Source organism: Rhodococcus sp. IEGM 1372 (assembly GCF_030056835.1).
Lineage (GTDB): Bacteria > Actinomycetota > Actinomycetes > Mycobacteriales > Mycobacteriaceae > Rhodococcoides.
In genome coordinates this window covers 20,604-32,888 of the sequence record NZ_JASHKS010000011.1, presented here as the reverse complement: position 1 = coordinate 32,888, position 12,285 = coordinate 20,604, and the positions used below count along the sequence as shown (strand labels likewise).

General features: G+C 64.3%; 10 protein-coding genes. 4 read left to right on the top strand and 6 right to left on the bottom strand.

The genetic code is table 11. The features are described from left to right. Positions 1–3 precede the first annotated feature (3 nt). The 3 genes from QM590_RS12215 to QM590_RS12205 all read right to left on the bottom strand — a co-directional run bounded on the left by QM590_RS12215 (position 4) and on the right by QM590_RS12205 (position 4,162). A complete protein-coding gene (locus QM590_RS12215) occupies positions 4–1,965 on the bottom strand; it encodes a primary-amine oxidase (RefSeq protein ID WP_269595125.1) in 1,962 nt (653 codons plus the stop codon). After that, positions 1,962–3,401, bottom strand: a complete 1,440-nt coding sequence (locus tag QM590_RS12210; RefSeq protein ID WP_269595126.1) for a gamma-aminobutyraldehyde dehydrogenase — start codon at positions 3,399–3,401, stop codon at positions 1,962–1,964. The genes QM590_RS12215 and QM590_RS12210 overlap by 4 nt, the downstream gene beginning before the upstream one ends. A 98-nt stretch (positions 3,402–3,499) precedes the next feature. Further along, positions 3,500–4,162 carry a TetR family transcriptional regulator gene (locus QM590_RS12205; RefSeq protein WP_269595127.1) on the bottom strand — a complete coding sequence of 221 codons (663 nt, stop codon included), beginning with the start codon at positions 4,160–4,162 and terminating at the stop codon, positions 3,500–3,502. A 70-nt stretch (positions 4,163–4,232) separates the two neighbouring features. Here QM590_RS12205 and mqo point away from each other — a divergent pair, with 70 nt between their 5' ends. Both mqo and QM590_RS12195 read left to right on the top strand, forming a co-directional pair. After that, on the top strand, positions 4,233–5,555 hold the full coding sequence (mqo, locus tag QM590_RS12200) for a malate dehydrogenase (quinone) (protein ID WP_269595128.1): 1,323 nt from the start codon (positions 4,233–4,235) through the stop codon (positions 5,553–5,555). A 9-nt stretch (positions 5,556–5,564) separates the two neighbouring features. Further along, positions 5,565–6,560: an MBL fold metallo-hydrolase gene (locus QM590_RS12195; RefSeq protein ID WP_269595129.1), complete on the top strand. Its 996-nt coding sequence runs from the start codon at positions 5,565–5,567 to the stop codon at positions 6,558–6,560. A 6-nt stretch (positions 6,561–6,566) separates the two neighbouring features. On the opposite strand, the gene QM590_RS12190 is transcribed toward QM590_RS12195, so the two are convergent. Continuing rightward, positions 6,567–7,349, bottom strand: coding sequence for an LLM class flavin-dependent oxidoreductase (locus tag QM590_RS12190; RefSeq protein ID WP_269595130.1), 783 nt, complete (start codon positions 7,347–7,349; stop codon positions 6,567–6,569). Positions 7,350–7,367: 18 nt separating this feature from the next. Then, positions 7,368–8,780 carry an acetate metabolism transcriptional regulator RamB gene (gene ramB, locus QM590_RS12185; RefSeq protein WP_068046182.1) on the bottom strand — a complete coding sequence of 471 codons (1,413 nt, stop codon included), beginning with the start codon at positions 8,778–8,780 and terminating at the stop codon, positions 7,368–7,370. A 147-nt stretch (positions 8,781–8,927) separates the two neighbouring features. Between ramB and QM590_RS12180 the strand changes: the two genes are divergently transcribed. Further along, positions 8,928–9,332 (top strand): SPW repeat domain-containing protein, encoded by a 405-nt coding sequence (locus tag QM590_RS12180; protein WP_269595131.1) that lies wholly within the window; start codon positions 8,928–8,930, stop codon positions 9,330–9,332. 202 nt (positions 9,333–9,534) lie between these two features. On the opposite strand, the gene QM590_RS12175 is transcribed toward QM590_RS12180, so the two are convergent. Next, a complete protein-coding gene (locus tag QM590_RS12175; RefSeq protein WP_269595132.1) occupies positions 9,535–10,419 on the bottom strand; it encodes a DUF559 domain-containing protein in 885 nt (294 codons plus the stop codon). A gap of 531 nt (positions 10,420–10,950) precedes the next feature. Here QM590_RS12175 and aceA point away from each other — a divergent pair. Continuing rightward, positions 10,951–12,240 carry an isocitrate lyase gene (aceA, locus tag QM590_RS12170; protein ID WP_037186862.1) on the top strand — a complete coding sequence of 430 codons (1,290 nt, stop codon included), beginning with the start codon at positions 10,951–10,953 and terminating at the stop codon, positions 12,238–12,240. Positions 12,241–12,285: the final 45 nt, after the last annotated feature.

Below are 12,285 nucleotides of genomic sequence, written 5' to 3'. Positions count from 1 at the left end.
GAGCTAATGGCAGGTGCTACCGGGATCGGTGTGGCACGACTTCGGTTCCGACGGTGCGACGTCGAGCGAGGGATTGCGATCGAAGAACCCGAACGGCTTGAGCCAGAACGAGACCGTGTCCGCGGGCATCACCGGCCAGTCCTCCGGCCGAGTGATGTGGTGGATGCCGAAGGTGTACCAGACGACGACATCGGTGTTCTCGATGCTGCGATCCTTCTCGGTCCACTCCGGGAGCCCGTGGTCTACGCCGCTCTGGTTGACGAACTCGCCGCTGGGCCAACGCTCGTCGGGCGAATTGGGTGTGACCCAGACGGTGTGACCTATCACCTGGGCACGCTGGAAGATCGGCGACGCGGGATCGAACATCGACGGGATCGCCGCTCCCGGAACCAACTTGTAGGCGGGCCGGGTGCCGAGGCCGTTGGTGACGTTGTCGTTGACGACCTTCCACGCCTTCTGGGTGTTCCAGTCGTAATCCTGCTTGCCCTCGGACTCGGTGGTCAGGGGAGTGTTGACCTGAGTCAGCGCGAGACCGTAAGGATTGTCCGGACCCATCGGAACGCGTTGCGTCTCACTGGCATAGACGGTGTTCTCGGTGCCGTCGATGTCCAGATCGAGTCGGGCGACCAGGAAGTGCTGGTGGTAGGGCGCGTAGGTCCGGTTGTCGACCAGCGTTCCCGACGGGTGCATGCCGCCCTCGTCGCTGGCGTCATTCCCGCCTTCGGCAAAGTGCGTGACGACCATGATGCCCGTCGCACGAACCTCGCACTCGATGTTGCCGTCCTGATAGAACCGCCAGTAGACGAGGTACTCGTAATTCGCCACGGTGGCATGGAAGCTGACCGTGAGGCGACGCATCCGCCGCACCTCGGCTCCGGCGTCGTGATCGACGTGCTTCCACAGCACGGCGTTGTCTTCCTCGTGGATGCAGATCGCGTTGGTGATCGTGTACGGCTCACCCTTGCTGTTGTGCAGCACCGCGTCGAGATAGCGGATCTCACCGAGGCAGTCGCAGCCCAGCTCGAGCGAGGTGGTCATGAAACCGAGACCCCACTCGCCGATGTCGAACGCGGTGCGTCGATAATGATCCTCGGTGTGATCGCGATAGGGAACCACCATCTCCGCGAACGACATTCGATTGGCGACGGACCGCACGTTCCCGTTGTCGTTGTAGCTGACGGCGTGCAGCGTCATGCCCTCGCGGTAGTTGAAGCCGACTCGCAGCGACCAGTTCTGCCACGTCAACTTGTTGCCGTCGAGCTCGAACGAGGGCCCGTCGGACTGAGTGATCTCGAGGCGCTTCAAGGGCGGGCGTGTACTCGCGTTCCTGATTCGCTCCGGGATATGGCGAGGGACGTACTCGCCCATGATCTCCGGACGCTCGACGCGATACGTGTCCTCGATCTCGAGCAGCTCCATCGTGTTTACGTCGATCACGCAGTGAAATCCGCCCACCGGTCCGGCGTAGGGATTGGCACCCTCGGCAGCTTTGACCCACGTGTCGGACCAGCCGAGGCGTCGACCCTTGTACTTCTCGGGCGTCACCGCCTCGCCGTAGGTCCAGGTGTCCATGAACACCAGATCCAGATCGGTGATACCGCGATCGGCAAGGGCGGCAATCACATCGGGGTGGGCGCGGAGAGCCGCGTCGGCCTCCTCCCACTCGTCGACGGTGAAGTTGGGCTGTACATCCGGGATGTGCGTCCACGATTCGGTGGTGCGATCGTCCAGCGACACGACGGCCTTGAAGGTCGTGTTCTCGGCGCGGTTCAACACCACCGAGACTGCTCGACGCGCAGGCACGGTCCCGGACGCGTCGAACGCGGTGATCTCGGACTTCGCGGGCTCGATCATCTCGATCGAGGCGTAGCGCCAGCCGTCGCCCACGCCGTGATCGCGGCCGAGAACCTCGGCTACGGTGGCGAATTCGTCGCTGGACAGGGGATCGAGGGGATGAAAAGTCATCGAAGTGTCTCCGTCGAGCTCATGACGTGCTTGATGCGGGTGTAGTCCTCGACGCCGTACGCCGAGAGGTCCTTGCCGTAGCCGGAGTACTTGAATCCACCGTGCGGCATCTCCGCCACCAGCGGAATGTGGCAGTTGACCCAGACGGCACCGAAGTCCAGGGCCGCCGAGATGCGCAGTGTGCGTCCGTGATCGGAGGTCCAGACGCTCGATGCGAGCCCGAAATCGACGTCGTTGGCGAGCGCGATGGCCTCCGCCTCGTCGGTGAACTTCTGCACCGTGAGCACCGGGCCGAAGGTCTCCTCCTGCACGATGGGATCGGACTGCTGCACGCCGGTGATGATGGTGGGCTCGAAGAAGAAACCCTTGTCGCCGATGCGCTTACCGCCGGTGACGACGGTGGCATGAGCGCCGATGCCGTCGACCTTGGCGCTCACCTGACCGAAGTGGTTGACGTTGTTCAGTGGGCCGAGGAAGGTATCGGGGTCGTCGGGCAGGCCGACCTTCAGCGTCTTCGCCTTGGCGACAAGGGCATCGACGAGGGCATCGTGTACCGACTCGTGCACCAGGACGCGGGTGACGGCGGTGCAATCCTGGCCGGCGTTGAAGAACGCAGCCTCGGCAATTCCGTCCGCGGCCTTGCTGATGTCGACATCGTCGAACACGATTGCCGGTGCCTTGCCGCCCAATTCGAGGTGCGCGCGCTTGAGCTGCTTGGCGGCGGCCACGGCCACCGCGATGCCGGCGCGGACAGATCCGGTGATCGACACCAGGCCGGGAGTCTTGTGTTCGACGATCGCAGCTCCGGTGCCGCCGTTGCCGAGAACGACGTTGAACACTCCGTCCGGAACGATGCCCTTGGACAGCTTCGCCAGCACCAACGTGCTCTCGGGAGTGGTGTCACTTGGCTTGAGCACGATGGTGTTTCCGGCGGCCAGCGCGGGACCGATCTTCCAGATCGCCATCATGAACGGGTAGTTCCACGGCGTCACCTGGCCGACGACACCGATCGGTTCGCGTCGAACATAGGAGGTGAAGCCGTCCATGTACTCGCCCGCCGACTTGCCCTCGAGCATCCGGGCCGCGCCGGCGAAGAATCGAATCTGATCGGCACCGACGGTGACTTCCTCGGCGGCGATGGTGGCCTTGGGCTGGCCGGTGTTGCGGCTCTGCGCTTCGACGATCTCGTCGCTGTGCGCTTCGATGGCGTCGGCGAGCTTCAGCAGCACCTTCTGCCGTTCTCCCGGCGTGGTCTTGCCCCAGGTCTCGAACGCGCTGGCAGCGGCCGACATCGCGGCCTCCACATCGGCGGCGTCGGACACGGGGGAGTGGGCGACAACCGACTCGTCCACCGGATTCACCACATCGAGCATCTCGGTGCCCGAGGGCGTCACGAACGCCCCGTCGATGTAGTTCTGCAGGACAGGCACCGTCATCACTGAAACCCCTAGCGTCGACTGTTTCGGTTCTGCAAAGCCTGCACCTACGGACGAGACTTCGCCACCCGACAAGATGTCCAATACTTCCCTTCGAATCAGGACGAGATGTCGGTCTCTCGCGCCAGAGCTCTGACGCCCGCGATGAAGGTATCGAGACCGAGTTTCTCGAACGCCGCTCTAGCCGTGGCATCGCCCAGATGCGGGGCGGCAGCGAGTATGTTCGGGAACTCGTCGGGATCGAGTGATTCCATCGTCGACGCCACCTCGTGCTCGACGTGTGCCCGACGCTCCGGCTCGACATCGACGCCGGTGAACAACGGTTCCGTGATCAGAGAAATGGCGACCCGAACACCCTGGCGAGCGAGCTGGGTGGCGTCGGGAACGGAGAAACCGGCCTCCCGCAGGAGTTTCAGGCTCAGTTCCATCGCCGCTCTGCTATTGGGAGAGAACAGCATTCGGGGTACCACGATGGTCGCGGCTCCCGGGTGTGCGCGTAGGGCGCGCATGAAGTCCTCGTGCACGGTGCGCAGTTGGTCCCACCACGCAGCGGTGGGATCCGCGGTGATCTCGATGTCCTGGCAGACGCGGTCGCCCATGGCGTCCAGTAGCTCGTCCTTGTTCTCGACGTGCCAGTAGATCGCCATGGGGGACACGCCCAGTTCGGTGGCGATCTTGCGGATGGTGAGCGAGTCCAATCCGCGGCGGTACGCGACGTCCAGCGCGGCGTCGACGACGGCAATCCTGGTCAGGCGGGACATCGGCAGAACTATACAGCTGTACGAGTCGGTGCTAGCGTGACTTGTACTTAGTACGAGAAAGGGGCTGCAGGTGGACGACGTCATCCTCGTCGGCGGCGGAATCATGAGCGCGACTTTGGGAACGCTGTTGCAAAGACTGGAACCGACTTGGTCGATCCGGGTACTCGAGCGATTGCCTCGGGTGGCAGCGGAAGCATCCGACGGATGGAACAACGCCGGAACCGGTCATGCCGGTCTGTGCGAGACCAACTACACGACACTGCGATCCGACGGGTCGGTCGACATCGATCGAGCCGTGGGGATCGCCGAGCAGTTCGCGACCACCCGGCGTTTCTGGTCGACGCTGCCCCAGGCGGACTTCGTGCATCCTGTGCCGCACATGACGCTCGTACGGGGTGCCGAGAACGTCGAGTTCCTGCGCGCACGGCACAGGGCGTTGCGTGCGCATCCTCTGTTCGACGCAATGGAGTACACCGAAGACGCTGCGGTGCTTCGGCAATGGGCACCGCTGGTGGCAGAGGGCAGGACGGGGACGTGGGCGGCGACCCGAGATGCCACGGGTACCGACGTCGACTTCGGCTCAGCGGCGCGGCAGCTGTTCGATGCCATGTCTGCCGCGGGCGCGAGCGTCGAGACCGGCCGTGAAGTGCGAGGATTGACGCAGGACACAGATGGATCCTGGCGACTCGACGTGCGCGGCGGTCGGCCGGTGGAGCGTGCTCGCTTCGTGTTCGTCGGAGCCGGTGGCTGGGCTCTGAAGCTGCTGCGCCGAGCCGGAATTCCCGAGGCGCGAGGCTACGGACTGCTGCCGATCAGCGGACAGTTCCTGCGCTGTGATCGACCCGAGCTGGTCGATAGGCACGACGCCAAGGTGTACGGCACTCCGCCCATCGGAGCTCCGCCGATGTCGGTGCCGCACCTGGACACTCGAATCGTCGACGGGAAGCGATCGGTTTTGTTCGGACCGTATGCCGGGGCGAACCCGAAGTTTCTGAAACACGGATCCCTGATGGACCTTCCGCGCTCGGTCAACGCGGACAACATCGGCTCGCTGCTGTCGATGGCCCGCAGCAACACTCCGTTGATCGGGTTGCTGCTCTCCGAGTTGACCGCGACGCGGACCAGGAAGATCGCTGCGCTCCGTGAGTTTCTGCCGCGCGCCGATTCGGCGGACTGGTCCATCGCCGACGCCGGGCAGCGCGCCCAGATCGTGAAGGACGGTGCACTGCAATTCGGCACCGAAGTGGTTGCCTCGAAGGACGGTACGATCGCCGCCGTGCTCGGCGCGTCTCCCGGTGCATCCACTGCCGTGCCCATCTTGATCGAGCTGTTGAATCGGTGCTTCCCGGACCGACGGTGGGACTCACACCTGAGCGAGCTGCTCACCGGCTAGCCTGTGGCGGTGGCAGACACAGAGGTGGGGTACCGACAGATCGCCGACGACACCTGGGCATTCATGCGGCCGCCCGGAAGCTGGGGCCAGACGAACACCGGCCTCATCGTGGGACCGGGTTCTGCGTCGATGCTGATCGACACGGTGTGGGACGTGAACTGGGCAGAACGCGTCGTTGCCGACACCGCCGAGCTGGTGGCCGACGCGCCGATCACCGAAGTGCTCAACACCCACTCCGACGGTGATCACTGGTGGGGAAACGACACCGTCCCCACCTCGGCTCGCATCACCACCAGTGCCGCTTCACTGCACGCCATGAAGGAGGAAACACCTCCGAAAGGTGTGCACGCGTTCGCCTCCCTCGGTGCGAAGATCGGCTGGGTACCGGGACCGGTCGGTGCAATGGGCTCCTACATGAATCGGGTCCGCGGTGACGCCACCTTCCCCAGCGTTCTGCCGCGGCTGCCGGACCACACCTTCGAGACCACCGAGACCATCGACGTGGCAGGACGATCCGTACACCTGCGATACCTGGGCCCGGCGCACACCGAAGGCGACCTCATCGCACACGTACCCGACGTCGGAGTGGTGTTCGCCGGCGACCTGCTGTTCATCGACGCCACCCCGGTGCTCTGGCACGGTCCGCTGCAGAACTGGATCGACGCCCTCGACCACCTCCTCGAGCTCGATGCCGCCGTCTACGTCCCGGGCCACGGACCCCTGTGCGGCACCGCCGAGATTCGCGCCCTCCGCAACTACTGGACCTGGGTGTCCGAGGCCGGGCACAGCTGCTTCGACGCCGGACTCGCGCCCACCGAAGCCGCCCAGAACCTGCTGAAATCAAGCGAATTCGGGCAGTATGCGCACTGGGACTCACCCGAACGACTCATCCTGAGCATGAGCACCCTCTACCGCCTGTGGCGAGGTGAGCCGCCTGCGCCACCCACGCTGACGCGTCGAGCACGTGCGTTCGCGGACGCGGGGAGGTACTTGCGAGAGCACTAGGTGTGCTCACCGCGAGTGCGGCTCCGGCACACCGAACTGCTGTGTCAACGATGCCGCGTGTGCGAACAGTGTGGTCGGATCCGGTTCTGCTGCAGAGGGTTCCAGTACGACGGTGGTGGCACCGGCATCGATCCAGCGTTGCAGGTTGCTGGCCGCGGCATCGGAGCCCGCGGCAACGTAGACCACCACGTCGTGATCGGGCCCACCGCCGATGTGCTCGATGGCCGTTCGCACCTGTTCCGGTGTCGTCTCGCTGGTGAGGATCGTTCCCACGGCTGTGCGGCCGCTCAGGGCGAGAGTCTTCGGCCCCGTCGCACCGACGAGCAGCGGCGGCGGTTGCAGCGGAGGCCAATTGAGCTGCACGTTGTCGGGTGAGACGTACCGACCCTGCACGGTGACGCTCTCGCCCGCCAACAGTGCGGTGAGCGCTGACATCTGCTCGCTCAGCAACGTCAGCGGCGACTGCACGCGCGCCCCGATCTGGCCCATCCACGACTGCACACCGTGTCCGAGCCCGACGCGCAGCCGCCCCGGATGGACTCGGGCGACGGTAGCGATCTCCATGGCGGTGGCTGCCACGTTCCGCATCGGAGTGGGTAGCACCCCGATGCCGACGTTCAGGCGTTCGGTGTTCGCGAGAACCAGTGCAGCGGTGGACAGTCCGCCGGAGTAGAAGCAGTCTTCCCACAACCACGCTTCGTCGACGCCTGCCCGGTCGGCTGCACGTGCCGCCTCGACGAGATCCTCCGGCGCAAGTTCGGGTCTGAGTACGACGCCGATTCGTGTCATTGCAGTCTTCCTTTCTTCTCAGCGAACGAGGTAGGGGGACACTGAACTTCGGTGCTCGTCGATGTCGAGGTCCTTACCCAATGGCGGGAATGCGCGTTGCGGGCAGTTCGAGCGCTCGCACACCCGGCAGCCCGCTCCGATCGGCGTCGCCGCTGCCGAACCCTGCACGTCCAGACCGTCCGCGTACACCAGCCGTCCGGCGTGGCGCAGTTCGCAACCGAGGCCGATGGCGAAGGTCTTTCCGGGCTGACCGTATCGCGCCGCTCGCCTCTCCACGGTGCGCGCGATCCACAGATAGCTGCGGCCGTCGGGCATCTCGGCGATCTGCGTCATGATCTTGCCCGGATACGCGAACGTCTCGTACACATTCCACAGCGGGCACGTGCCGCCGCTGGACGAGAAGTGAAAACCTGTGGCGGACTGACGCTTCGACATGTTCCCGGCACGGTCGACGCGCACGAACGAGAACGGCACACCCCGCAACTCGGGTCTCTGCAAGGTGGAGAGTCGATGGCAGATGGTCTCGTAGCTGACCGAGAAGAAGGCCGAGAGCCGCTCGATGTCGTACCGGAAATCCTCGGCCACGTCATGGAACTGGTGGTACGGCAACACGGTCGCGGCCGCGAAGTAGTTCGCGAAGCCGAGCACCGCCAACTTCTTCGACGACTCACTGGTGAAATTGCCTTCGTCGGCCATCTTCTGCAGCAGGTCCCCGCATTCGAGATAGGCGAGTTCGGCGGCGTACTTGAACACCTTCTGCCCGCCGGAGAGATGCGGTGAAATCTCCAGTACTCGCGTCTGGGGATCGAATCGGTGCAGTACGTTCTCGCCGAGGTCGATCCGATTGACGATCTGCACGTCGTGGACCGTCCGCAGCCGCTTGGCGATCTCGCCGCCGATATCGGCGCGATGGAACCGGATCCTCGAGGTCAGAGCCTCTGCTGCAGTGTCCAGTTCGTGCAGATAGTTCTGCCGCTGATAGAAGTAGTCGCGCACTTCCTCGTGCGGCTTGCTGATGGAGCCGCTGCCACTGCCGTCGGAGAAACGCTCCTCGGTAGCGGCCAACAGCTGAGCCGTCGTATTGCGGTATCGGCGGTGCATGTTGACCATCGCTCGTGCCAGCTGCGGGTGCGAGCTGACCATCTGCGCGATCTCGTGCGCGTCGGCGTCGATCCCCATGTCCTGATCGAGCGCGACCTCACGGAGTTCGGCAACCAGTCTGGTGTCGTCCTCGGAGGAGAAGAACGACGTGTCGACGCCGAACACCTCGGAGATCCGCAGCAGCACCGGCACCGTCAGTGGACGCACGTCGTGCTCGATCTGGTTGAGATAGCTGGCCGAGATTCCCAGCTTCTGCGCCAGCGACACCTGACTCATGCTGCGTTCGCTGCGAAGCTGCCGAAGCCGTACGCCGACGAAGGTTTTGGACATATCGCCAGGCTACGCCTGCGAAGAATTGCCTTAACAGCATTGGCAATCGGCTGCTGAGTCACAATTCGGTGTTCATCGGGAACATTAGCCGAAGTAAAGGCGTATACCGGTATACGAGCTATTCACCACGCATCACGAGGAGCGGTCATGTCCAACCGTCAACGCACATCGGAAGTTTTCAGGGACGTCGTCGTATTCGTCACCGGAGCCGTACTCGTCGCATCCACCGTCTGGCTTCCCGTCCAGGGCGACCAGGAAGTCACCGGTGCCATCCTGGTGCTCGGCATTCTCGCTGCATCGACCGCGCTGTGGGCCATCGGATCGTCGTCGAGGCAAAGTCACTGGACCCATGTCGGCCTAGGCCTGCTGCTCGCGGTCTCGCCGGCGCTGATGGTGTTCCCGTCCGGATTGCTGGCTGCGGACCTGTTCGCCATCATCGGCGGACTCGTGATCGCCGCGATGGGTGCGCTCGGGGTGCTCGCCTCGCGTCGGACACCGACCACGTCGCGAGTGGTTGCGTCCAGTGACGAGCGCAGCGGCGTCCGTATCTGAGCTTTCTCTGCAACCGGTGCTCCACTCCCGAGGGCGTGCGCGATGAATGTCGTGCACGGCTCCGGGAGTGGAGCATTCTGTGCATTCATGGCCTGGTGCAACCGGTGCTCCACTCCCGAGGGCGTGCGCGATGAATGTCGTGCACAGCTCCGGGAGTGGAGCACCGTGTGCAGTCATCGCCTCGATTCCCGACGTCGTCGGATCACCGACGCAATCTCGCCGGCGATGAGTCCGGTGCGGCCAGTACGTCGAATGCCGAGTAGCGCAGCACCAGCCAGCGATCGAGCACCAGCGCGTTCTGCCTGCGCCGATCCTTGCTGAATACCCCAGCTGCACTGTGGAATTCGTGTCCGTCCACTTCGATGATCGTTCGGCTGCGACGGTCGACGAGGTCGCAGATGTACGGACCGACTGCCGCATTCATCTCCAGGTACAGCCCGATCCGGTGCAGCGCGCGTCCCAGTGCCCGCTCCGGTTCCGAGGCGAACCTGGTCACTGCCAGCCGAACTTGGCGAGCCAACTCTGCGTTGCCGCGTCGACCCGGGAATCGTTCGAGCAGGCGGAGCAACGACGCGGGGTCGAGTCCGAACTTCAGGCGTTCGTCGATCAGCAACTCGGCCTCGGCGCGGGGGAGTATTGCCAAGCAATCGAGAATCGTCTGTGCGGGAGTGGTGCACGGCAGGGTTTCGACCTCGTCGACGAGCCTGGAATCGAGTGTCCGACGGTGCAGCCGAAGCCAGGGCGGTGGCCGCAACCTCGCCGAGCGAGGGACCGTGGCGTCGAGGATGGTCGGTTCGGTCGTCCAGCCCCGTAGGTAGGCGGCCGACCGGTGACTGAGCACGGCGTCCGGTCGCCACAGCGAAACGGCCCGACACCGATCCATCGTCGACGGTTCCCCGCGCATGTGGACCGTCGGCAGAACACGGGTGAAGCGCCGCGAGACGGTGCTGGGGTGGAGTCCGGAGGCCAGGAGCTGCTGAAAGGTGGCGGGGCCGGGAGTGGGGCCTGCGGAATGACCCTTCGGTCTGGGAGTGGAGCCTGCGGAATGACCTGTGGGTCCGGGAGTGGAGCCTGCGTCGGGTGTCATGGGTGCAGCGTCGGGGATGGTGCAGATGTCCCCCGAAGCTCGACCTGGGGGAATGGAATGCCCTGTGGATAGGTGCGTGTCTGTGGATGAGTGCACGTTGCGCTCCACTCGGGGGCGTCGGCGGCGTGATTCCCGCGGCAAAGGCGTCGAGTGGAGCACCCCGTGCATGTCCACATTTTGAGATCGGAGTACTGTGATGTCGGTCACAAGGGCGACGGTTTCTGACTCGATTCAGACGGCTGCGCCAAACCGTACAAGCGTCCTGTATGAGTTTTTGTTCATTGCGTTCATCAACTGGGGATTCATCGCTACTGGCGAGTAACCATGGCGTCCGATCCGAGAGGTTTGCGTCGACCAAAACTTTGCAACATTAGCAAGGTGCTCGGGAAAGCTAGCCAAGATTGGCACTAACAACTGGTAGACGCATGTTTTCGGTTGTGCCATTGTTTTGGAGTACACCAGAAGGGCCTGGCAACGATGTAAAGATTCGTCTCGAGGCAGGCCGAGAAGCAGAAGAGACTGGAGCTGAAGATGTCGACCACCGGCACCCCGAAGACCATCGCCGAGATCCAGCAGGATTGGGACACCAACCCCCGCTGGAAGGGCGTCACCCGTAACTTCACCGCACAGCAGGTCTCCGACCTCCAGGGCACCGTCGTCGAAGAAGCGACCCTCGCTCGCCGCGGCAGCGAGATCCTGTGGGACCTCGTCAACAACGAGGACTACATCAACTCGCTCGGTGCCCTCACCGGCAACCAGGCCGTGCAGCAGATTCGCGCCGGCCTCCAGGCGATCTACCTCTCCGGCTGGCAGGTCGCAGGCGATGCCAACCTCTCGGGCCACACCTACCCGGACCAGAGCCTCTACCCGGCCAACTCGGTCCCCTCGGTCGTCCGTCGCATCAACAACGCGCTCCTGCGCGCCGACGAGATCGCCAAGATCGAAGGCGACACCTCCGTCAAGAACTGGGTCGCCCCGATCGTCGCCGATGCCGAAGCCGGCTTCGGCGGCGCACTGAACGCCTACGAGCTGCAGAAGGCCATGATCGTGGCCGGCGCCGCAGGCGTGCACTGGGAGGACCAGCTCGCATCGGAGAAGAAGTGCGGCCACCTCGGCGGCAAGGTTCTGATCCCCACCCAGCAGCACATCCGTACCCTGACCTCGGCACGCCTCGCGTCCGACGTCGCCGACGTCCCGTCGGTCATCATCGCCCGCACCGACGCCGAGGCAGCCACGCTGATCACCTCCGACGTCGACGAGCGTGACCGTGAGTTCCTCGACGGAACCCGCACCGCAGAAGGTTTCTTCGGCGTCAAGAACGGCATCGAGCCCTGCATCGCCCGTGCGAAGGCCTACGCCCCGTACGCAGACCTCATCTGGATGGAGACCGGCGTGCCGGATCTCGAGGTCGCCAAGAAGTTCTCCGAGTCGGTTCGCAGCGAATTCCCGGACCAGCTGCTCGCCTACAACTGCTCGCCTTCGTTCAACTGGAAGGCGCACCTGGACGACGCGACCATCGCCAAGTTCCAGAAGGAACTCGGAGCCATGGGCTTCAAGTTCCAGTTCATCACCCTCGCAGGCTTCCACTCGCTCAACTACGGCATGTTCGACCTGGCACACGGCTACGCCCGCGAAGGCATGACCGCGTTCGTCGATCTGCAGGAGCGCGAGTTCAAGGCTGCCGAAGAGCGCGGCTTCACCGCCATCAAGCACCAGCGTGAGGTCGGCGCCGGCTACTTCGACCGCATCGCCACCACCGTCGACCCCAACACCTCGACGGCAGCACTGAAGGGCTCCACCGAAGAAGGCCAGTTCCACTGAGCCGCCACCCCGAACCTTCAGCGCACTAGTCGGGCGGTCCGCAAC

Excerpts from the sequence above, each read along its gene's own strand:
- QM590_RS12215 (WP_269595125.1), bottom strand. The coding sequence starts at position 1,965 with ATGACTTTTCATCCCCTCGATCCCCTGTCCAGCGACGAATTCGCCACC.
- QM590_RS12210 (WP_269595126.1), bottom strand. The coding sequence starts at position 3,401 with ATGACGGTGCCTGTCCTGCAGAACTACATCGACGGGGCGTTCGTGACG.
- QM590_RS12205 (WP_269595127.1), bottom strand. The coding sequence starts at position 4,162 with ATGTCCCGCCTGACCAGGATTGCCGTCGTCGACGCCGCGCTGGACGTC.
- QM590_RS12190 (WP_269595130.1), bottom strand. The coding sequence starts at position 7,349 with ATGACACGAATCGGCGTCGTACTCAGACCCGAACTTGCGCCGGAGGAT.
- ramB (WP_068046182.1), bottom strand. The coding sequence starts at position 8,780 with ATGTCCAAAACCTTCGTCGGCGTACGGCTTCGGCAGCTTCGCAGCGAA.
- QM590_RS12180 (WP_269595131.1), top strand. The coding sequence starts at position 8,928 with ATGTCCAACCGTCAACGCACATCGGAAGTTTTCAGGGACGTCGTCGTA.
- QM590_RS12175 (WP_269595132.1), bottom strand. The coding sequence starts at position 10,419 with ATGACACCCGACGCAGGCTCCACTCCCGGACCCACAGGTCATTCCGCA.
- aceA (WP_037186862.1), top strand. The coding sequence starts at position 10,951 with ATGTCGACCACCGGCACCCCGAAGACCATCGCCGAGATCCAGCAGGAT.